This is a genomic window from Rhodococcus sp. LB1 (assembly GCF_001583455.1).
Classification (GTDB): domain Bacteria; phylum Actinomycetota; class Actinomycetes; order Mycobacteriales; family Mycobacteriaceae; genus Rhodococcus_F; species Rhodococcus_F opacus.
This window is the reverse complement of sequence record NZ_LTCZ01000200.1, coordinates 15,078-36,360: the sequence shown is the minus strand read 5'-3', so window position 1 is coordinate 36,360 and position 21,283 is coordinate 15,078. Positions and strand designations below refer to the sequence as shown.

The following is a 21,283-nucleotide window of genomic DNA, read 5'->3' as shown; positions in this document are numbered from 1 at the left end:
GATTCGGTGGGCCGATGCCTCCCGGGGCGGCGAAACCGTGCCGCCGTTGCTTTGAAGTAGTCGCAGACCATAACCAGTAGCGCACTACCAACCGTCCGATGACCTGACGCTGTACGGCAACGAGCCTGCCCGAACCTCAAAAGCCGTGTTGCCGTGCACAAAGGGATCACTACTCCAGCACTTCGCGCCCGCCCGCGCGCGGCGACGAAGCCTTCCACCAGGACACAGGAAGGCCATCCGCTGCTGGACGTGCTCGGTTCCGGCTGGGATCTCGCCCATCCGGATAGCACAAATTGTCAAAACCGGTTGGTTTCTAACTTGATCGTCCTCCCCCGCTCTGGCATTGTCACGGGTCCTTTGCAGCTCAAACCATATTTAAATGTCTACCGCGAGCGTCCATCACCGAATACCCCGACTCGGACACCGCTTCCCACAACTGCGGGAAGCATCTCTCTAACCGAGAGTTGTAGGCGCGGTCGGCGGTGAGATGGCGCGCCTTCCCGATGCTGTCGCCGAGTGCCTGGACTCCGGGCAGGCCGATGACTCCCTTGTTCGCCCCCGCCGGCGAGAGGTTCATCGCCCGGGACACGTGCACAACCGGGCCACGGCCGGGAGCGGACGGTACCTCCGTGATCACGTGCAGGTCGAAGCCGCAGAAGAATATAACTTCCTCGAACTCACCACTACGCCAGCCCATTCGGGCGTCTATACCGATCGTGTAGATGTAGCGGGCATCCGACCCGGCCGGGGCGTCCAGCAGGTGACACCACAACGTGGCATCGCGCAGGGCCTGCGCGACGGCGCGCTCGTCCCACTCCGGATGGCGCGGCGACCGGCACGCCTCCATCAACCGCCGCAACGCGTCGTTGACGCTCTTGGAGCTGATCTCGACGTGCGCGGGCAGTCCCACCTCCCGGCGTTGCGAGTTCGACCATCCCCGCACAACTTCCGCGACCTTCGTCTGATGCAAGGGCAACCCGAGCATCGGGGTCAGCAGGTATCCGGCCAGGAACGCATCCGCGTTGAACACTCTCTTGGCTCCGCGATGGTGGTCGAACACCTCCCGCACGAACTCACGCGCTTCACAGTGTTCGATCCCCACGATCACCCGATCGAACTGCCACGGCTCGGTCCGGTGAACAGTGGTGGACACCTCGTGCAATCGACGAACCCTGCCCTTCCCGCTCACCATGGCACCGCCTTCGCGAGGGCGTCGAGTTCGGCCGCCATCCACGACCGCCGCGGCCTGCGTTCCAGACTGCGCGAGAGCGCAACGATCTGACGTTCGCCGATCACCCCCGACAGATCCCGGAACACCGGCAGCGGCACCGTTTGCAGCATCACCAACACCCACGTGCACCGCAACCTCGACGAGGTCACCGGCCGCAGACCGGGCGGGAGATCACAATGCTCCAACACTTCCCCGACGAACTCGACCCGCGGCACCGGATCCCGGAACAGGTGCCCTCCGCCCGCATGCTCCGCGGACCCGAGCACCGCCTCGCGGTACGCCGGCCGGACCGGAACCTGCCGTGCCCGCCGCCCTGACACGGTGACAATCACATGTTCGCCGCGGACCCGCACATCCGCCGCACCGACATTGACCATCTCGGCGCCGGCCAGGCCGGCGGCGACACCGACGGCCACCGCCGCGGCCAGGCCCCGGCGACGGACCACACTCGCCTGCCGCGGCGCCCACCACAGCAACGTCTCCACCTGCTCGCTCGTGTATGGCCTCGACACCGGGCTGTGCGGCAACGCCTGACGGGGCGGCTCCCACGGCGCCACCCGCGTGATCCGCCGCGACAACGCTGTCAGCGCCGACCGGCGACAGGACCGTGTCGCGTCCGCCAACCCGGGGACGGTGACCGCGTACCGGTTCACCGTCGCCGGATGAAAGATCTGCTCGACCTCCAGCGGCAACCCCTGCTCGACCGCCCACGCCACCATCGACGTCACAGTCGAGATCCGGTTCAACCACTGCCGCGAGTTCCGGGACGGTGAGAACCCCCGCCGGACGACGTCACGCACGAACGCCGCGATCGCCTCCCATTCCTGCGCCGGCATCCGCGGGGTGTACTGCTCGATGATCTCCTCCGATGTCCGCGGCGCCATCACTGCCGCCCCCTCCCGCCAACCGCCGCCACCCAGGCGACCCGACCTCCGGCGCAGGAAGATACGGCCGAAGATCCGAGAAGGATTTCCCGCTCACGATCCCGGCGGCCGCGAAGATCTCCGCCACACCACAATCGGACAACACACCGGTCAGCCACGTCGACCGCAACCGCGCCACCGCCAACCGCGGCAACCCGGCCGGGTACTCGAACGAGGCAAGCAACGCCGCCGCCTGATCCCGGCCCGCCCGGTGCGAGGCCACCAACGGCCCCGCCCCGGCCCCGGCCGCGACCTTCTCCAGCCGATCCACCCACCCCGCCCTCACCGGAACCACCCGACCCGACGCCTCCGACCCGAGCCGCACCGCCACCACGCCGTCGACCCGGGTGACCTCCGATCTGGTCACCGCGAACAATTCGCCCGAGCGGGCACCCACCCCCACCGTCAACGCCAGAACCGCGGTCAACGCCTGCACCCGAAACGGCCCATTCTGCGACAGGGCGGCCGCCCAGTACGACTCGACCTGCTCGTGCATGTACGGCGCGGACAGGCCCTGCCGCGACCCGGGAGCGCCGGCTGCGGGCCACGGTGCCCGCCGCGTCACCGCCCGCGCCACCCTGCGCAGCCGCGAGACCTCCGCCGACCGCGAGGTCGGCGCCAACTCCCGCATCCCGGTCACCCGATACCGCTCGAGCACCTCCGGAACCAGCACCGTCTCCCGGTCGAGGTCGTACCCCACATCGATCGCCCACACCGCGAACCGCGACAGCGCCTTCAACGCGTTCGCCGCCTGACTATGCAACGCAGGGCCGAATAATTCGACGGTCTCACGCACCCACGGCGCCACCACCGACCACACGGCCGGGTCGACCGATCGTGGTTCAAAACACCGGATACGCGCTGCAATGACAGCGGCGTCATCAGCGCGCCGTTTGTAGGCCGTCATCGGTGATCACCCATTTTCTCGAACCGGTGACTTCCGAAAGCTCCGTCGCCGATCAAAGCGCAAGCGAGTATCGTCATGAGTGTCCACTCCTCATGAATCACATGGGGCCAGCTGCACCACAGCTGACGAATTCGAAAGACACCGACCGTTATTCGGTGTCTTTCGGTGCGTTGGTAAGAGTTGAGCGGATCACCTTCTTCCCACTTCGGGGATATGAAGTTGGATGTTCACGTTTGTGTGTGTGAAGGCAGATCCGATACCTTCACGCTAACGCAGCGACGCCACCCAGAAAAGCCTTGACCAGGGGAAACATACGCATCGCGAATTGATGGCCTCACCCTGAACCCGAGTAGCGTGAACAGCACACACAGGGGCTGACCAAGGAGATGTCAATGGTCAACACCAACCCCGCATCCGACACGGCAGCGCACACCCTCATCACCGAGCTGAGATCACTCCTCGGCACGAAACTCGTTGCATACCTTGCCGAAGCACCCGACACCGCCACCGTCCACGGATGGGTGGACGGCATCACCCCACTCCCGGACGCAGTGATCCTCAACCGACTCCACGTCGCCCTCGACGCCGCACGACGAATCAGCGCACGCGACACCCCCGCCGTCATCCAAACCTGGTTCCAAGGACGAAACCCCGCACTCGACAACCAACCACCCGCACAGCTACTACGCGAAGCGAACCTCGACAGTGTCCGCGACACCATCCGCGATGCCGCAACCGAATTCGCTACCCATGGCTCCTGACCACACGGCCGGTCACCAGAAACAAACGCACCCCCCAACAGCCCCCCATGAGACATCCCCGACTACGGGGTCGTGCGCCAGTCGCGCACCATGTGTGCGCGTCGCACACTGCGCCGGGCTCACCAGTGCGAAACTGAGATCTCGATTGCTGTGACTTCAGTCAGGCACTCAGTGGCCCGCGTCGAACATTCCCCCAAAATAAATTGCTAGACATACGTTCCCAAAGTTCGGATAACGGACCTTATGTCACTTAGAATGCCCCAGTTTCATGCCGAATGACCGACCCGTCCTGGGCGAGCGCGAGGGCGCCGGTCTACGCAGGGTGTCGACTTGGTGTGGTGGTCTGCGCTGGAGACGCGCGCGTAGCCGACCGGCATGTGTCGAAATGTCCCGGGCTGAGGTTTTTCGACATAGTTTCGACGCAGGTTACCGACGCTTTTCAGGCGATTTCCGCAGTTCGTAGCGGTTGTCGCATAACCATCGATTCTCGGCAGTGTCCTGCAGCGGTTAGCGATGGGACAGTTCTTCGTTAGGGCTTGGCGGGTGTCTCGAATGCTGTCCCAAGGGGCCGGTGACGTCGATGCATATGGGCGTGAATTGGTCCATGAGGGCACGTGCTGGGGGCGTGAGATGCGTTCGTCGGCAGACCGCGGCAGGGTCCGACGTCGCCAACGCCGTCCTCGACGGCGCCGACGCGGTGATGCTCTCCGGCGAAACCTCCATCGGCAAGTACCCGATCGAAACCGTGCGCACCATGGCCCGCATCCTCGGCGCCGTCGAACAGGAATCGACCACCGTTCCCGCCCTCACCCACGTACCTCGCACCAGGGGTGGCGTGCTGTCCTTCGCCGCCCGCGACATCGGGGAGCGGCTGAACGCGAAAGCCCTCGTCGCCTTCACCCAATCCGGCGAGACTGTGCGGCGCCTCGCCCGCCTACACACCCCGCTACCGTTGCTGGCCTTCACCCCCGTCGCCCAGGTCCGCAACGAACTCGCCCTCACCTGGGGCACCGAAATGGTCCTCGTCGACGCCGTCCACACCACCGACGACATGATCCGCCAAGTCGATGCCGCCCTCCTCCGGCTCGATCGATACCAGCGCGGCGATCTCGTCGTCATTGTCGCCGGCTCTCCACCAACACCGTCGGATCCACCAACCTCATCCACGTCCACCGCATCGGCGCCGACGACTACACCCACTGACACGGGCGACACCTCAAAGGGCCAGTGCGGAGCGTCACGTACTGGTGCCACCGGAGATCAGGGGTTCCAGACCATCGTTTTGCTGGTGCAGCCGCCGGCCGTTGTTGCGCAGGCCGAGCACCAGCGGGTCGGACCGAGTTCGTTGAATTCCATCCGCCGGAAGAGGGTCGGCAGCTTCCGCTTCTTTCTAGATGGGCAACGGTGGGAATGGTCCGACGCTGTCGCCCAGATGCACGGCTACCTGCGTGGCGAGGTGACACCCACGACCGAGCTGCTGCTGTCCCGCAAGCATCTCGAGGACCACCCGCACGTGGCGCGGGTCCTGGACCGGATGATCAGCGCCGCCGAACCGTTTAGCAGCACATACCGCATCCTCGACACCGCCGGCCGGCAGCCGCGGGAACCGCCGGAGGCGCATGAACCTGACAGCGGGTACGGATTCGCTCGGTGGTCTGTACCCGCTGGCCGGCCGTGTCATGGCCGCGTGGAGGGCATGGAGCCTTCGGCTGACAGGGGCGTGTTGTCCAGGAACCGCCTGATGACGTTCTCGGTCATGCGTGAGACGTTGTTGTCGTAGTCGTTGTGAGAGAGGCTGCCGCACCACGCGATCGAACTCGTCGAGAATACGGCGCCACCGTTGTGGGTGGGAAAGTAGACGATGTCGCCGCGGGCTTGGTAGTCCATCGTTGCGCCCATGTGCGGCATAGTGAACTGCACTTCTTCCGACACACGGGGGTAATTATCGGAGTGTCCTTCGCTGGTGGCCAGGAGCCGACTACCTGGAGGAGTTCCGAGCGTCAGATCGTAGCGGTCGAGTTCGAAGCCCGACGCGCCCCCGCCTTCCAAACCGAAGTCCCCGATCTTCTCGTCAGGCTTGATCCCGTCGACAATGAACGCGACAGCGGGTTCAGCGGCGTCCTCGGTTTGCACGAAATAGGACGAGTAATCGAATCCCTGCGTTGCGAATCCGACGCCGACCAACTTCTGCGGCGCACGGCCTCGCCAACGCCACAGACCGCCGCGCTCACCGTTTGTCTGCAGGTGAAGCTCGCCCGGCTGCGCCTGCCAGGCACGGATTCCGGACTCACCGCGCCTGACCTCGATCACGTGGGACTTCTCGGGGTGCCAGTTGGTGACCCAGTAGAAGCCATTTCCTCCGAGGTACAGTGCCCGACCACCCTGTGTGAGGTATTGCTCCCAGGCATCGAGTGTTTCGCGTGTGATGTATTCCGGGTGAGAGCCGGTGAGCACAACCTGATATTGGCTGAGCAGTTCAACGCCTTCCTGGTGGACCTCCAGGTCGGTTACGACGTCGAATTCGATGCCTTTCTCGGTGAGCCAGTCGACGAGGTGCAGATCCGCGGGGAACTGCCAGGGGCCGCCGAGTGATGTGCGCTTGTCTGGGCGCAGATTGACGATGGGCCGCCGCAAGGAGGAAAGGTGGACGCCACTTCCGTCAGAGTGGAGGTCGTACAGCGACAAGCCGAGCTCTGGGTGCTCGTGGAGGTAGAGGTCGGATGCTCCGAGGACGGGCGTCTGTCCGAAGATCGACTGCGCGAACGCCCCACCTGGGGCAAGGTGTTCGTTGGCGTATGCAAGGTAGCTTGCGGTCGGTATTACCAGGACAACATCTGCGGTCGCAGATCCGCGCGGAGGTAGAACGAAGAATGGCTGGCGGTCGACTTCGTCGTCCTGCGTTATCCGTAGTGCGTAGGCGCCGCTCGGAAGATCATCAGGGACCGTCCATGTGAGGTCGGTGTCCCAGCCGCAGTCCTCGAGGTCGTCGTCGTGGAAGTGGATGGCGGCGTATTCGCTAGGGACGAGTGTGAATCGCTCGTCGACGCCCAACCAGAGCCGACCGGTCATACCCCGGGCCGGACCTTGCTGACAGGTTCCGTGCAGTGCCCACGGGCCACGGTCGCGGACTCGGTCGGTTGTCACGCCGGTGCTGGTGATGTCGGCGGCGAAGTCCCACAGTGCGACCAAGTGCGTGCGAGTCTCGCTGCCGTCGCGTAGCGCACAGATTTCGTCGTCGGTCAGGACGCGGCTCCAGACTGCCGGGCGTTCGATTTTTCCGTTGAAGTGCGCTTCGAACCGGTTTCCGGCGTTGGCTGCGGCAATGAGGAACGGCGTCGGTGCTACGCCTAGTTCACGGTCGAGGGTGCCCTCGCTGTTGCCGGGGCCGCTGATCGGCACGGTGCTCGCCACCAGGCTGTTGGTCGAGGTGATTACCGACTCGGCCCAAACCCTGCCGATCCGGGTCTGGGGGTCGTAGGTGGCGCCCACCGAGTACCAACATGAGCCATAGAGCGGGTCACCCGTGGAGATCACCGACGAGCCGGTGCCGTCGCCGATGCGGAGGGTTACCCCTTCGGGACCGACCTCGAGGGCGTATCCGGTCTCGGTGTCGAGTGCGTAGCGACCGAGCACAACCTGCCGTGGCTGCTCGGCGGTTGTCGGAAACACGAACGCGTGCAGGGAGAATGCTCCTGTCAGTGAGAGTCGATCGCTGGGGTCGTCCACGCGGATGAAGGACCCGGGGTCGATGTCCTGGGCCCGGGCCGGGTATTGCCCACTAGCGACCGACTTGATGATGTGCTCGCGGAATCCGGGACCTTCGGGATTGCGGTCGCCATGCTGGAGTCGGACGATTTCGGCGGTGAATTCACCGGGGATCAGGCTGCTGACCTTGAACTCGATCGGTTCGCTCGGCGCGACGGATAGCCGGTCGGAGTAGGACAGTAGACGGGGCTGGCGGGCGTTGGTCATGGTAGGGCTCCAATGTCGTTCAGGCGGCGGAGAAAGATTGCGTGAAGGACGTCTTTCTCTGATGGGTAGACGTTGTCGAGCACGGTGATCGGTGTGCCGCGGTCGCCGTTCAGCATGCCGATGCGGTACGCCGAGAACGGTTCTGCGGCGACTACGATGTATTTTCCGGCGATCAGTCCGCGTCGAAAGTATGCGAGGACGCGCTGGAGGGCGTCACTGTGCATGCCGTTCGGATCGGCCGCGTGTTCTGCGATGATCTCGGGAGTTACCAGTGCTCTGATGCGCTCACGGCTCTGCGCGTCGAATTGGTGGTATACCAGGGCATCTCTGTCGATTGTCGTCATCTTCCTCTTCTTTCCTTACCGATTCGCAGGTGTGTTCACGGTGGTGTCCGTGACTCGTCGGCATCGTGTTCCACTAGGTGCGACCGGTGTCATCTGCGTCGGTGACCAGCGATGCATCTGAGGTCCGGGACCGAAGCTTGTGACTGCGCTTGCGGTATTGCTCCCGCTGGGCGCTGTGGCGAGATCAGCCATTTGCCAAGCCGCGAACGTTGTTGAATAGCTGGAGGACTCCCGTTTCGGCGAGATAATCGTTTCCAACTGTCTGCGTGCCGAACACGGTCTCTCCCTCAACTACAGGTACGAGAGGCGGAAGCTGGTAGGCATCCGGTTGTCCGTCGCGGTAATAGTCGGACAACGGTGCCACGATGCTGTCTTCGATGGCGAAGTCCTTGGTGAGCACTGCCTCCGGCGCGATTGTCTGGAACGGCAGCTCTTTGCCGTTCTTCTCGGCGGCTGCCATTGCCATCATGTACTGGCCCCAGTGTCCGAAGAAGAGGTCACCTTCGGCAACCCATGCTGGGTTGCTGCGCAGTTGTGTGAGGGCCTCGCCGGTGCCCCCGATGCCGGCGATCAGGGTGTCGTTTCCGCGCCCGGCCTGGTCAATGGCTTGCCATGCGCCGAGGGATGAATCGTCGGCGACGCTGTAGGTGATGAGGTTGCGGTCCGACGGGATGCCGGCGAGGGCGTTTTTGACCACGTCAAATGAGGGGCTGCGCTGGGCCTTACCGTCGACCTGCACCATGGAGTCACCGAGCTGTGTTGTGGTCACGGACAGGTCGGAGACGTCGCTGATGGTTCTCAAGCCTGGAACCCAGTTCGTGATTTCTTTGTAGAAGTAGCTGTTGCAGTTGTTGATCTGCTCACCGAAGCTGGGGGCGTTGACGAGAAGTACTGTGGTGTTCTCGCCGGTCCATCCCCGCTCGCGGGCGGCTTTGCCCACTGCCTTGGCAGTGTCGGTGCACAGTTGCGGGTTGCTGAGGTTGAGCCAGGAGCAGTAGCCGGGGTTGGGTTCGGTCACACTGGGTGTGTTGACAGCGATACAGGGGATGTCGGCGTTCTGGTAGATCTTCTCGACGGAGCCGTAGATTCCGGCGATCGGGTTGTACGAGAGTACGAAGTCAGGTTTGCTCTGCGCGACCAGTCGCGCGTTCGACGACACTGTCGACGCATCCAGGGCGTTGTCGTACGTCTCGAGCTTGACTCCCGATGTGCTGGCAGCAGCTTTCACACCGTCCTGGAGGAGGACGTAGAGGGGTGCGGCGTCTGTGGCGTTTGTGTACGCCATCGAGAGTCCGGCGATCGACGTTTCCGCGGCGGCACCGGAGACTGCGGGGGCGTCATCTGTCGCACACGACGCCGTGCTCGTGATGCCGAGGATGATTCCAATCGCGATCAAAGATCGGTGGGCGCGGTTCCATCGTGTGCGGTTCGGTCTTGTTGTCATCGGTTCCTCGCTTCGCGCGCGACGTGGGGTGGCGCATCTTCCGGCAGATGCGGACTCGGGGTGAATCTCTGTGTGGGCCTATGTTCAGGATGAGGCGGTCACTTGGGTCCGGAGGTTGCTGAGGCCGACCGCGGCCAAGAGGACGACCCCGGTGACGATCTGCTGGTAGAAGGCCGAGACATGGAGGAGGGTCAGTCCGTTGGCCAGGACACCGAGGACCAGAACGCCGGCCAGGGTTCCGAGGGCACCGCCCGAGCCTCCTTTCAACGAGCCGCCGCCCAGTACGACCGCGGCGACCGACAGCAGCGCTGCGGTTGTTCCGAGGTTGCCGTCGCCTGCGAGGAGTTGGCTGGCGAGGATGACTCCGCCGACTGCGGCCAAGGTGCCGCTGAATGCGTAGACGCTGATGGTGATCGCGTCGACTCGCATTCCCGCGAGCCAACTTGCTTCTCGATTGCCTCCGAGTGCGTACAGGGACCGACCATAGGTGGTGAAGCGCAACACCACGGTGATCGCAACGAATGCGCTACCCGTGAGCCACACCTGGTTCGGAACGAGCCCGATATCGGTGTCGGCGAGGAATCCGGCAGTGAGGTTGGCGATCGGGATACTCTGGCCCTCCGCGAGGGTGAATGCCAGACCTCCGGAGATCGAGAGCATCCCGAGGGTGGTGATCAGCGGGTTGATCTTCCCCTTGGTGACGATCACGCCGTTGATGACGCCGACCAGCACGCCCACCAGCACCGCTCCGAGGATCGACAGGAGAACGGATGTGCCGGTATTGACGAGTTCTGCGAAGACCACTGCGGCCAGCGGCGCAACCCCTGCGACGGAGAGGTCGAATCCCCCGGCGATGATCACCAGAGTCTGGCCGAGCGCGACAAGACCGATGAAGGAGATCCCGGTCAGAATCCCGATGGCATTGCCGCTGGAGATAAATGCCGGCGACAGCGAGGAGAAAACGCCGATCAGAATGACCAGGAACGCGGAGATACCCAACGACTGCACAAGGACATTGCGGGTTCTGGCACTCCGATGCCGTGCAATGGAGGGTGCAGTGCCCTCCTGACTTCCTGCCTCGCGAGTTGTAATGGCTGAGCGCACTGTTTCTCCTACATCATGCTGCCGCAAGGCGGACGACTTGTTCTTGTGTGATTGCATCCCCACCGAGTTCGGCGACGAGCGTTCCGTTTCGGATAATCAGCAGTCGGTCGCTGACATCGACGGCTTCTTCGACATCGGAGGTGATGACCAGGACGGCAACGCCGTCATCTGCGAGGGCGCGGAGCGTTTCGTGCATCTCGTGTCGGGCGCCGATGTCGACGCCTCGCGTCGGCTCGTGTACGACCAGCGCCGACGGCTCGGTTGCCAAGCGGCTCGCGAGCAGCACCTTTTGTTGGTTACCTCCGGAGAGCTCATTGACAGATTGATGCAGGGATGAGGCCTTGAGATGGAAGCGTTCCGCCCAATATGCCGCTAGATCGTCCTCGCGGCGGGCGGTGATGAATCCCGCGGTTGCCAGTCTTCGACGTATCAGCATGCTGATCGACCCGGACACGGACATCGGCAGAACCAGCCCCTCGTTCTTGCGGTCCGGGGGTAGGTAAGAGATCCCAGAAGACATCGCTTCTCTGGGAGTGCGGAAGATCCGCAGATCTTTTCCGCTGATAGTGAGCTTGCCGGCTATCTCGGGTCGCCGCCCGCCTAGTCCCTCGGCCACCAGTTCCGACCCGCCGCCACGGATTCCGTAGATTCCGACGACCTCACCCGCGTGCAGTGCGAAAGACACATCGGACAGTCCGGGTCTCCCGCCGACATTCCAGCTATCTACAGTGAGTACCCGCTCTCCCCCACCCGAGCGTTTTCGCCTCATCTCCAGGACGTGACTCGTGGCGCCGAGCATCTGCTCGATGAATGTGGTGCTGGACGTGGTGCGGGGACTTGCGGAAAACACTCGTTCACCATCACGGAAGACATCGATGCGATCCGCATGCTCACTGATCTGATCAAGATGGTGGGAGATGACAATGATGCCGATCCCTTGTTGCCGCAGGTCACGGAGGATGCCGTACAACTTGGCACTCTCGTCCGCGGTGAGTGCCGCGGTGGGCTCGTCGAGGATGAGGACCTTGGATTCGCGTCCGAGTGCCTTGACGATCTCTACGATTTGACGATCGGCGAGGCTGAGACTCGCCATCGTGCGATCAACCGCAACCTCGAGTCCGACGCGTTGCATGACGCCGAGCGCTTCGTTTCTGATCGCCTTGCGGGTCGTGAAGCCCTTCCGACTGGGCAGCCGGTTCAGCATGACGTTCTCGGCAACCGCCAAGTCCGGAACATATGCCAGCTCTTGCGGGATGAGCGCGATCCCGTGGTTCAGCGCTTCGCGCGGAGATCCGAAGCTAGACTCAATGCCGCCGAGCTGCAGAGTCCCCGTGTCCGATCGCTCGGCTCCGGTGAGAATCTTGGCGAAAGTCGATTTGCCCGCCCCGTTCTCCCCGATGATCGCCACACATTCCCCGGCCGCCAGCTCGAAGTCGGTAGGTTTCAGCGCCTGGTTTCCACCGAACTTCTTGCTGATACCGATCGCACGTAAGGCCATCTCAGTCGGGTCGGCGTTCGCGACCGACCGCCCATCCATATCACTCGTGCTGGTCATTCAGGACGCCTCCGCGCCGGGTCGCCCACCGCGGGTGAGCGGGGTCAGTCGTGCTCGCCGCGATCCGGGAGCGAGTCTGTAGGGATGCATGCTGTGTTCCTTCCGCGACTTCGGGTCGAGGCGTGAGATCCACTTCGAGATGCCACCGTCAGCTGATTCGGCGGTCGACGCTCGGCCCGGTGCAGCAAGCGTATGGACCGTTTGTACCTGGGGGAATCCGCATATTTACGTATTGACCAGCCGGAAGAATTAACACAAAAGGTAGTGTGGTCGAGACAATAGACCCTTATGCTGTATGGCATGGATCACACACTCTGGAGTGTCGTGCTGAGTCAATCGGCCACCACTCCCGTCGCAGACCGATGCCGTAGCGTCGTGGACCTGGTCATCCGCACAACTCAGGCCACCTCCGTGACGGTCTGCGCGGTGTCACCTCACGACAGCACTCATCATGCTCTGCTGAATGTCGGATACCCGGACGACGTCCTCGAATACATTCTGGCCCCCCGGTTCACGGAGGGATGTCCTGGATTTCGCAGCGTACGGAACAATCCTGACGTCATCTACAGCTGGGACGACCTACCGAACTTCCGCGACACCTACACGGCAGTCGGTGTATTCCAACCATCGGGTTTCAACAACGGCGTATCAGTGATGCTGCGAGACAACACCGGCCGCACGATAGGCGTCGTCCACGCCAGCGTCCATGACAGCGACTTCCAACCCGACACCAAGGAAACGCTCGCCTCCATACGTCCTCTACTGACGGAATGGACGGCCTTGATATCCAGGTTCGCGGATGCACACCTGTCCCCCCGAGAACACGAAGTGCTGTCACTCATGCGCGATGGCCTTTCCAACGCAGAGATCGCCAAAGCGTTGACACTCGCCCCACGCACCGTCTCCACCCATGTCGAGCGCGTGCTGCACAAACTCCGGACCACCAATCGCACCGAGGCTGCCGTCCTCGCGGAACGCGCCGGCCTCCCCCGTTCGGCGCATGTCCGGCGACAGCCGGCTGGCTACGCTCTCGGCCTCCCCGCAGGGCAACCGCGGGACCACCTCGCGCTGACCTCGGCGAGTCGTTGAGGCGCACCTGGGCATCCCGCGAACATCCGGACACCATGGTCGCCCTGGAAATCCACCCGTTCGTCCGTGCGAAACCCCCGCCCACTCGGCCGACGGCGACCCTCCAGCCTGCTCACGCAGATCGCGTCGCCACATTCTCCAACGCACCTCCGCCCGCGAACCTTCGTGTGAGTGCCCGCCCCGGTCGACTCGAGTCACACTAATGGTCGAAAAAGTACGCCAAAAGGTGTAGCGTTCCGTTTTGAACCGCCTAATTACCTGCTCAACAGTAGGTTTCGATGTAATGCTGCGATCGCCCGAGGAGGGCTGTAGCTTCCGCGCGGCCCGGATCAGCGGTCGAAATTCGTATCACCATACGCCGCGGAGGCGGCATCTCAACTCTCACGAGAGGACGACACCGTGTCAGACCATGAGGATCCACCAACGGATGGCTTGCGCCCCAATGCTGTACGGCACTGTCGGTATCGTGTTCTTCGTGCTCGCGTTTGCAGCACCATTGGCCGCGATCGCCGGCGTAGCTCCCATCGTTTTCGGAACCGCGGGCAGTGTCGGCGCCCCCGGCATCTATGCAGTGTGCACTCTTGTGCTGCTGGTGTTTTCAGTGGGCTTCGCTGCAATGAGTCGGCGGCATTCCGGACCGGGGGGTTTCGCTGTCTACGTGGCGAAGGCGTTCGGCTCGAGACCCGGTTTCAGTGCGTCCTTCGTGGCTATTCTCGGATACAACGCCTTCCTGAGCGGCAACTTGGGCTTGTTCGGGTACATGATGTCGCAATTGTGCGAGCGCAAGCTGTCGGTGGACGTCCCTTGGTGGGTATTTGCCCTCGCGGCAGTTGCCTTGATGTGTGTGCTTGGCTATCGCGAGATTGATCTGAGCGTCAAGGTGCTCGGTGTGCTGCTGATCGTCGAAATGGCCATCATCCTGGTCCTGGATGTCGCGACGTTGCTCCGCGGTGGCTACGACGGCATCAATTTCGACGGGTTCACGATTCGTGCGATGTCGAGTGGTGCACCGGGCATCGTGTTCCTGGTGGCATTTGCGTGCTTCGTCGGGTTCGAGGCGACGACTCTCTACGGTGAAGAGGCGCGTGACAGGCGGCGCACCATCCCCCGGGCCACTTACATCGCGGTGCTCGTGGTCGGTGTCTTCTACACGTTGGTGATGTGGATATTCCAGATTGGCTATGGAAACGAGGAAGCCGCGCAGGTGGCGACCGAGGACCCCGGTAACTTCTTGTTCGCGATCAACACCCACTATGTGGGCAGCTGGTCGACCGATGCCATGGAGTGGCTCCTTGCCACCAGCATTTTTGCGGCGGTCTTGTCCATGCACAATGCGCTGTCACGGTACCTCTTCGCGTTAGGCAGGGATGGAGCGTTACCGTCGCCGGTCGGCAGACCTCACCCTCGGTACCGCTCACCGCACCGGGCGAACCTGATCCAGACGGCCGTGACTTTGTCGATCGTCAGCGTCTTTGCGCTCTTCGGAGCCGACCCGTACGTGCAGCTGTACTCGTGGCTCGTAGGCGTCGGTTCGGTCTCGATCCTGGTGCTCTACATGGCCTCGTCGCTTGCGGTGTGCTTCGTGCTTCGCTCCACCCGCGATGAGAACCGGCTATGGGTGACAACGATCGCCCCCGTCATCGCTTTCGTGGCGATCGGGTTCTTCCTGTGGCTCGCCATCGACAACTACGAGTCCCTGACCGGTTCGAATTCCGCGCTCGTGAACCATCTCTGGCTTCTCATTCCGCTATTCGCCGTAATCGGGGCAGCGGTGACCCGCAACATCACATTCGGTGCCGATACCCCAATCGAACAGAAGGAAACAGCATGACCGAGTATGTCGAAACACCTCGCGGCCGCTTCGGCGTCGAGTTCAGTGGTGATCGTTCGGGACCGACCCTGATGTTCGTCGCAGGACTCGGTGACGACATGTCGTCCTGGGCGACCGTGATCGATGCCTTTGCCGACTACCACTGCGTGGTCTACGACAACCGCGGTATCGGGACCAGCCCCATTACCGAAGGCCCCTATCGCATCGAACAACTGGCGGACGATGCCCACGCCATTCACAGCTCCCTCGACCTGGGCCCGGTTGTCGCGATCGGATCGTCGATGGGTGGTGCCATCTGCCAGGAGTGGGCACTCAAGTACCCCGACGACCTCACCGGTCTGGTACTGACGAACACGTGGTCCGAGCAGCAGGTGTTCTGTGATGTCATCTTCGAACATTGGCAGGCACTGGCCGCCAAGGGGCTCGCGACCGAACTCATCGATTCGTTGCTGCTGTTCTGCCTCTCCGCCCCTTTTCTGCAGGCCCACCCGGAGGCGGCCCGAGAGTTCCGCCAGATGCCCGTCCCGGACCTCGGAGGGTTCCACGCGGCCGCGCAGGCATGTCGCGATCATGAGACGTTGTCCCGTTTGTCCGGTGTTCAGCAACCCACGCTCGTCATCGGTGCAACATACGACATCCTCACCCGCCCCGAACTTTCCGAGCGGCTAGCTGGACAGTTGCCCAACGCGACCTTGGAGATGGTAGACGCCGCGCACATGATTTTCGCGGAGGCACCGGGGCCGTGGCAGCGGGTGGTTCGGGCATGGCTCGACAAGCGATTTCCCACGGGTGCTACCCCCGGATGGACTGGAACTCGCTGACATCGGGCGAACAGGACCACCTTGCACACCTGAGCGCGCTGAGGCCGCGGCTGGCCGCGGCGATCTGGTCGCGTGCAGTGCGCGGGGTTTCGGTCCCGCGCCGACGGCGGGTCTACCGCTCGTGGCCTTTGGGCGGCCGACCCGCGGGCCTCGGGTCGGCGCGCGCGGACTATCCTGAGTGAAGCGTCTCAGAGGTGGTGACGGCCGATGGCGGACGACCCGGGGGCCACGCAGCGCGAGCCGGACATCGCGGTCGAGTTGGCCGTCGCCGGCTTCGACGAGGCCGAGGAGATCGGACGCGGGGGGTTCGGGGTCGTCTACCGCTGCCTTCAGGAGGATCTCGACCGCACGGTGGCCGTGAAGGTCCTCACCACGGACCTCGATCCTGAGAACCTCGCGCGTTTCGTGCGCGAGCAGCGGGCGATGGGCCGGATGTCCGGGCACCCGAACATCGTCGACCTCTACCAGGTCGGGGTCACCGGGAGGGGGCGCCCCTTCCTCGTCATGCCGTATCACTCGCACGGGTCTCTGGATGCGCTGATCCGCCGGACCGGGCCGATCGGGTGGGCGCAGGTGCTGCGGCTGGGGATCAAGATCGCCGGGGCGCTCGAGACCGCCCACCGCGGCGGCACGCTGCACCGGGATGTCAAGCCGGCGAACATCCTGCTGACCGATTACGACGAGCCTCAACTCACCGACTTCGGGATCGCGCGGATCGCGGGTGGGTTCGAGACCACGGCGGGGTCGATTACGGGCTCGCCGGCGTTCACCGCGCCTGAGGTGCTCGAGGGGCGCCCCCCAACGGTCGCCTCGGACGTGTACAGCCTGGGGTCGACGTTGTTCTGTGCGCTCACCGGACATGCCGCGTTCGAGCGGCACAGCGGCGAGCAGGTGATCGCCCAGTTCCTGCGGATCTCCACGCAGCCCGTCCCTGACCTGCGCGACGCCGATGTCCCCGACGACGTCTGCAACGCCGTGGAACAGGCGATGTCCCGCGCCGTGGAAGAGCGGCCGGGCAGTGCGGCCGAGTTCGGGAACGAGCTTCGTGCCACCCAGCGCCGCAACGGGATCGTCGTCGACGATCTGCATGTTCCCGCCGAGCGTGCCGGTGATCCTCGCTCCACCCCCGGCGCGGGGATGGGGCATGCCGCGCAGCGGCCTCCGCGGGTGTACCCCATGTCGTCACCACGCACCCCGCCGGTGCCGGTGACCAAGTTCCGTCCGCCCACCACTACCCGGCAGTTGGTGCGCCGTGATCGGCTCCTCGACATGTTGCGGACTGCCGGGGAGCGTCGGTTGGTCTTGGTTCACGCACCTGCGGGATTCGGGAAGAGCAGCCTCGTCGCGCAGTGGCGCGACGAACTGGTCGCCGACGGAATCACCGTCGCCTGGCTGACGGTCGACCGAGACGACAACAATGGGGCGTGGTTTCTCTCGCACCTGGTGGAGGCGATCCGGTTGGTCCGCCCGGGGGTGGTTGGCGAGCTCGGGCAGGCACTCGAGGAGCACGGGCAGGCGGTGGAGCGGTTCGTGGTGACCTCGCTGATCAACCGGCTCCACGACAGTGGGGAGCCCCTCGTGGTCGTGATCGACGACTGGCATCGGGTGACCGCCGCAGAGCCGATCGCGACGGTGGAGTTCCTGCTCGACAACGGTTGTCATCACCTGCGGATCGTGGTGGCCAGCCGCAGCCGGTCGAATCTGCCGTTGAGCCGAATGCGGGTGCACGACGAGCTGCGGGAGGTCGGTGCCGAGGATTTGAGTTTCGATTTTCCCGAATCCCGCCGCTTCTTCGGTGGTCCGGGGCAGGTCGCACTGACCGATTCCGACGTCGAGGAACTGCGGGCGTCGACGGACGGCTGGGTCGCGGCGCTGCAGCTGGCGTCACTGTCGCTGAGGGAGGCCGGTGACGCGGCGGGGCTGGTCGAACAGTTCCGTGCGGGGAACGACACCCTGGGTGAGTATCTCGCCGAGAACGTGCTCGACGCCCTCGAGCCCGATGTGCTCGATTTCGTCCTCGTCACCGCGATCCCGGACCGGGTGTGCGGCGACCTGGCGTCCGCGTTGGCCGAGGTCCCCGACGGTGCGGTCCGCCTCGAGCGCGTCGTCGCCCGTGATCTGTTCCTGGACCGCACGGGCGACGACCGCCGGTGGTATCGCTATCACAACCTGTTCGCGCCGGTGCTCCGGCAGCGGCTCGAACGGGATCATCCTGGACGGATTGCGCAGTTGCACCGCACTGCGTCCGCGTGGTTCCGGGAGCGGCACATGCTCGGTGAGGCCCTCGACCATCTTCTCGCCGCCGGCGACAGGCGGGGGGCGTTGGATCTGCTCGAGCACGACGACCTGTATCTGCTCGATCGGTCGCAGATGTCGACGCTGCTCGGCTTTGATCGCGAAGTTGCCGGCGGATCTGGTGCTGTCGAGTCCGCGACTGCAGTTGACGATCGGATGGGCGAATGCCGAGCTGCAGCGTATCGACGTCGCCGTCGAGGCTCGGCGGCACGCGCTCGAGCTGATCGACCTCCTTGACCTCCCCACCGACGTGCGCTCGCGGAGGCGGGTGGAAGCCGATGTTCTCCAAGCGAATATCGACGCCACCACGGACCGGGTCGCTGGGATCACGGACTTGGTCGCCGAATGCCTGGCCAACCCGGCTGGGCAACATCCGTTCGTGGTGTCGATGGCCGCACTGCTTGTCACTATCGCCGACACGTACGAGTTCCGCTTTCGGGATGCCTATCGCCGACAGACCTGGGCAGCTCCGTACCACAGCAGAACGACTGGCCCGTATACCGTTGCCTACGGGTATTGCTTTGCCGGTATGGCGAAAGCGGAACAACTGGACCTGACCGGTGCATCGGAGTTGTACCGCAGGGCCTTTCAACTTGTCCGCGATGCCGGAAACACGCAATCTCAGCACGCCCGGCTCACCCGTGCTCTGCTCGCCGAGATGTTGTACGAGCAGAACCGTCTCGCCGAGGCCGACGAGTTGCTCAGCGAGACGTTCGACCCGGCCGCGCTCGGTGGCGCTCCGGATTTCATGATTCGCCACTATTGTCTGCGCGCGCGAATCCTCTGTGCCCGCGGTGACCGTGTCGGCGCGGCGAAGGAGCTCGACGACGGTGTCGGGACCGCAGCCCGGTTCTCGCTTCCACGGCTGCGGGCGGCCGTCGACACCGAACGTATCCGGCTCGGTCTTCCGCCGCGCCGTGGATTCGTCGCTGTCACCCGCAACTCGCACCCGGAACCGGTCGACGGAATCGAGCAGATCACCGCGCAGCTCGAGGACGAGACGGCCATCCTGCTGCTGCGTAACGGTGACCCCACGGCGAGCCGGCTCGCCTGCCACTGGGCGGAGGAGTGGGTGGGTGCGCTCGCCGGGACCGGACGTGAACTGGCGCGGCTGTACGCCATGCGCCTGCTGGCCTCGTGTCTGTGGGCGGCCGGGCGCGCCGACGACGCCGAGGCGGCACTGGTTCCCGTCGCGGTCGAGTGCGCCCGGCACGACCTGGTCCGATTCCTCGCGGACGGCGGCACAGACGTTGTCGCCGCCACCGCCGGTCTGCGTACCCACCTGGCAGAGCCGAAATGGGCCGACCTCTACCCCGGCCTGTCCGGCGCGTTCCTCGACACCGCGCTTGCCGCTGCCGCTGAGGTTCACTGACACCGTTTGCGCGGCAGAGGGCAGATTTCCGTTCCTTGTTCGGCAGTCACGCATCGGCTAGCGCGAAACCGACTCCCCGAACGGTCTGCAGTGCGTGGGACGCACCGATGCTGCCGAGCTTTCGGCGCAGCGACCAGATGTGCGCGTTGAGGACGTTCGTCGTCGTCGTCTCCTCGGCGATGCCCCACACCAACATCAGGAGGTGACGACGGGGGACGACCCGCCCCTCACCGTCGGCCAGAACTGCCAACAGATCGAATTCGGTCGGGGTCAGGGCCGTGTGCAGCCCCAGACGTTCGACGATGTTGCACTCCCGCTGCAGGACCAGTCCCTGGGTGCTGCCAACCGGGCGTTGCGAAGCTCGTTGCATTCGCCGGAGGATTGCCCGAGTCCACGCGACCAGTTCTCTCGCGGTCAGGGAGGCATCGAGGACGTGATCGGCCCCCGATTCGAAGAAGGCGACGCGGTCGTCGACCGACTCGACACTGCCGACGACGATGGCGGCGTTCACACGTGTGGCCCTGAGAGCCTGCACGGTGTCGATTCCTCCTCTGAGGTGTGATTGCACTCGGATGACCACCACGCCGGGGCACAACCTGCTGGCGCGGAATTGGTCGACAACGCCGTAATCGACGGTCGAGTCGACCAGGAGAACACATGAGGGAACTCCGGCAGTGGACGATCTCATCAGCTTCCGGATCGGCTCGCCGGACAGTTCGACCGCACGCCGCCACCCTTGCTCGGGGCTCGCGGCCACCGCCGGCGATCTTGCGTCCTCACGTCGTCTGCCGATACCTTTCGGCTCGCTCTCCTGCACTCTCAGCGGTTCCGACCCGCTCCCTCAGAAGCCTCAGGGCCCCTGTTCGCTGCCCCGTCTCCGACCAGCGCCGTGGCGCCGGGCTTCCTCGCCCCCCTCTTACCCGTGGCGAAGCTGCGGAGAAGTTCGAGGGCATGCGGCTCGTTCCGCCACAGCACTTCCGGATGCCACTGCACCGCGACGAGGCGGTCGGACGCGATCTCGAAAGCCTCGACGAGACCGTCGTCGGTGTAGGCGACCGCTCGCGCCGACGGCGCCAGGGACTTGATTCCCTGATGGTGCTGACTGTTGACGGGGACGATCCCGTCGATCCCCATCCAGTCGGCGAGGAGAGTGTCCGCTTCCACCTGCACCGAGTGCAGGCTGTCGATCAGGGCTTCCTCGCTGTGCCAGTGCCCGGTGCGCCCGACCCAGTCCCGGGCCAGATCAGCGTAGAGCGTGCCGCCGAGCGCGACATTGGCCAACTGCGCTCCGCGACAGATGGCGAGGATGGGAATCCCACGCGCACGCGCGATCTCGAGTGCGGCGAGTTCGTTCGCATCTCGATGGGGATTGATCTTCTGGATACGCGGGTCGTCGGGTGAGCCGCCGTACAGGGAAGGGTCGACGTCCACTCCCCCGCTGATGAGCAGACCGTCGACAGACTCGAGAATCGCGGGGAGGTCGGTTCGCGGTTTACCGCAATCGACGGCGACCGGTGCTGCGCCGGCGACGACGATGCCGCGGAACATCTCCTTCCAGTGGACGAACCCGGGCAGTTCGTCGAAGTCGAGCGTGACTGCGATGACAGGGATCTCTGTGCTCATCGACATTTCCT

The 21,283-nt window shown here is 64.2% G+C and carries 15 protein-coding genes and 2 pseudogenes; 7 read left to right on the top strand and 10 right to left on the bottom strand.

All coding sequences use genetic code 11. The features are described from left to right. Positions 1–364: 364 nt before the first annotated feature. From AZG88_RS25060 to AZG88_RS25050, 3 genes are read right to left on the bottom strand one after another with little or no spacing between them, the layout of a single operon-like run. Positions 365–1,153: a hypothetical protein gene (locus AZG88_RS25060; protein WP_231914186.1), complete on the bottom strand. Its 789-nt coding sequence runs from the start codon at positions 1,151–1,153 to the stop codon at positions 365–367. A 32-nt stretch (positions 1,154–1,185) separates the two neighbouring features. Continuing rightward, a complete protein-coding gene (locus AZG88_RS25055; RefSeq protein WP_061699525.1) occupies positions 1,186–2,115 on the bottom strand; it encodes a hypothetical protein in 930 nt (309 codons plus the stop codon). Beyond that, complete coding sequence (locus AZG88_RS25050) at positions 2,024–2,950, bottom strand: hypothetical protein (RefSeq protein ID WP_231914185.1); 927 nt, start codon at positions 2,948–2,950, stop codon at positions 2,024–2,026. The genes AZG88_RS25055 and AZG88_RS25050 overlap by 92 nt, the downstream gene beginning before the upstream one ends. A 503-nt stretch (positions 2,951–3,453) precedes the next feature. Between AZG88_RS25050 and AZG88_RS25045 the strand changes: the two genes are divergently transcribed. The 3 genes and pseudogenes from AZG88_RS25045 (at position 3,454) to AZG88_RS50445 (ending at position 5,602) form a co-directional block, all read left to right on the top strand. Beyond that, a complete protein-coding gene (locus tag AZG88_RS25045) occupies positions 3,454–3,822 on the top strand; it encodes an antitoxin Xre/MbcA/ParS toxin-binding domain-containing protein (protein ID WP_061699524.1) in 369 nt (122 codons plus the stop codon). Positions 3,823–4,471: 649 nt separating this feature from the next. After that, positions 4,472–5,025 (top strand): annotated as a pseudogene (locus AZG88_RS50450) (pyruvate kinase); the annotation flags it as partial. 85 nt (positions 5,026–5,110) lie between these two features. After that, positions 5,111–5,602 carry a PAS domain-containing protein gene (locus AZG88_RS50445; RefSeq protein ID WP_082833468.1) on the top strand — a complete coding sequence of 164 codons (492 nt, stop codon included), beginning with the start codon at positions 5,111–5,113 and terminating at the stop codon, positions 5,600–5,602. On the opposite strand, the gene AZG88_RS25035 is transcribed toward AZG88_RS50445, so the two are convergent. The 5 genes from AZG88_RS25035 to AZG88_RS25015 form a co-directional block, all read right to left on the bottom strand. Then, positions 5,500–7,794: a N,N-dimethylformamidase beta subunit family domain-containing protein gene (locus AZG88_RS25035; protein WP_061699522.1), complete on the bottom strand. Its 2,295-nt coding sequence runs from the start codon at positions 7,792–7,794 to the stop codon at positions 5,500–5,502. The two genes, AZG88_RS50445 and AZG88_RS25035, sit on opposite strands and share 103 nt — an antisense overlap. Then, a complete protein-coding gene (locus AZG88_RS25030; RefSeq protein ID WP_061044881.1) occupies positions 7,791–8,138 on the bottom strand; it encodes a hypothetical protein in 348 nt (115 codons plus the stop codon). The genes AZG88_RS25035 and AZG88_RS25030 overlap by 4 nt, the downstream gene beginning before the upstream one ends. Before the next feature lie 184 nt (positions 8,139–8,322). Further along, entirely contained in the window at positions 8,323–9,423 is a 1,101-nt protein-coding gene (locus AZG88_RS25025; protein WP_269455063.1) for a sugar ABC transporter substrate-binding protein, read from the bottom strand. A gap of 243 nt (positions 9,424–9,666) precedes the next feature. Next, positions 9,667–10,590, bottom strand: coding sequence for an ABC transporter permease (locus AZG88_RS25020; RefSeq protein ID WP_061699520.1), 924 nt, complete (start codon positions 10,588–10,590; stop codon positions 9,667–9,669). A 109-nt stretch (positions 10,591–10,699) separates the two neighbouring features. Further along, positions 10,700–12,184: a sugar ABC transporter ATP-binding protein gene (locus AZG88_RS25015; protein ID WP_063886878.1), complete on the bottom strand. Its 1,485-nt coding sequence runs from the start codon at positions 12,182–12,184 to the stop codon at positions 10,700–10,702. A 357-nt stretch (positions 12,185–12,541) separates the two neighbouring features. Here AZG88_RS25015 and AZG88_RS25010 point away from each other — a divergent pair, with 357 nt between their 5' ends. From AZG88_RS25010 to AZG88_RS24995, 4 genes and pseudogenes are all read left to right on the top strand, one after another. After that, positions 12,542–13,330: a helix-turn-helix transcriptional regulator gene (locus AZG88_RS25010; protein ID WP_197487932.1), complete on the top strand. Its 789-nt coding sequence runs from the start codon at positions 12,542–12,544 to the stop codon at positions 13,328–13,330. A 442-nt stretch (positions 13,331–13,772) separates the two neighbouring features. Continuing rightward, the gene (locus AZG88_RS25005) at positions 13,773–15,161 is read left to right on the top strand and encodes an APC family permease (RefSeq protein WP_197487931.1); all 1,389 of its coding nucleotides are present in this window, start codon (positions 13,773–13,775) and stop codon (positions 15,159–15,161) included. Continuing rightward, complete coding sequence (locus AZG88_RS25000) at positions 15,158–15,982, top strand: alpha/beta fold hydrolase (protein ID WP_061044876.1); 825 nt, start codon at positions 15,158–15,160, stop codon at positions 15,980–15,982. The genes AZG88_RS25005 and AZG88_RS25000 overlap by 4 nt, the downstream gene beginning before the upstream one ends. A gap of 207 nt (positions 15,983–16,189) precedes the next feature. Then, positions 16,190–19,649: pseudogene (locus AZG88_RS24995) on the top strand (protein kinase domain-containing protein). Positions 19,650–19,695: 46 nt separating this feature from the next. On the opposite strand, the gene AZG88_RS24990 reads toward AZG88_RS24995, so the two are convergent. Next, positions 19,696–20,184: a response regulator transcription factor gene (locus tag AZG88_RS24990; protein ID WP_197487930.1), complete on the bottom strand. Its 489-nt coding sequence runs from the start codon at positions 20,182–20,184 to the stop codon at positions 19,696–19,698. A 284-nt stretch (positions 20,185–20,468) separates the two neighbouring features. Further along, on the bottom strand, positions 20,469–21,272 hold the full coding sequence (locus AZG88_RS24985) for a gamma-glutamyl-gamma-aminobutyrate hydrolase family protein (protein WP_197487929.1): 804 nt from the start codon (positions 21,270–21,272) through the stop codon (positions 20,469–20,471). Between the last annotated feature and the right edge of the window lie 11 nt (positions 21,273–21,283).

Coding starts and splice junctions, on each gene's coding strand:
- AZG88_RS25055 (WP_061699525.1), bottom strand. CDS start 2,115: ATGGCGCCGCGGACATCGGAGGAGATCATCGAGCAGTACACCCCGCGG.
- AZG88_RS25045 (WP_061699524.1), top strand. CDS start 3,454: ATGGTCAACACCAACCCCGCATCCGACACGGCAGCGCACACCCTCATC.
- AZG88_RS25035 (WP_061699522.1), bottom strand. CDS start 7,794: ATGACCAACGCCCGCCAGCCCCGTCTACTGTCCTACTCCGACCGGCTA.
- AZG88_RS25030 (WP_061044881.1), bottom strand. CDS start 8,138: ATGACGACAATCGACAGAGATGCCCTGGTATACCACCAATTCGACGCG.
- AZG88_RS25025 (WP_269455063.1), bottom strand. CDS start 9,423: ATGGCGTACACAAACGCCACAGACGCCGCACCCCTCTACGTCCTCCTC.
- AZG88_RS25015 (WP_063886878.1), bottom strand. CDS start 12,184: ATGGCCTTACGTGCGATCGGTATCAGCAAGAAGTTCGGTGGAAACCAG.
- AZG88_RS25010 (WP_197487932.1), top strand. CDS start 12,542: ATGGATCACACACTCTGGAGTGTCGTGCTGAGTCAATCGGCCACCACT.
- AZG88_RS25005 (WP_197487931.1), top strand. CDS start 13,773: ATGCTGTACGGCACTGTCGGTATCGTGTTCTTCGTGCTCGCGTTTGCA.
- AZG88_RS25000 (WP_061044876.1), top strand. CDS start 15,158: ATGACCGAGTATGTCGAAACACCTCGCGGCCGCTTCGGCGTCGAGTTC.
- AZG88_RS24985 (WP_197487929.1), bottom strand. CDS start 21,272: ATGAGCACAGAGATCCCTGTCATCGCAGTCACGCTCGACTTCGACGAA.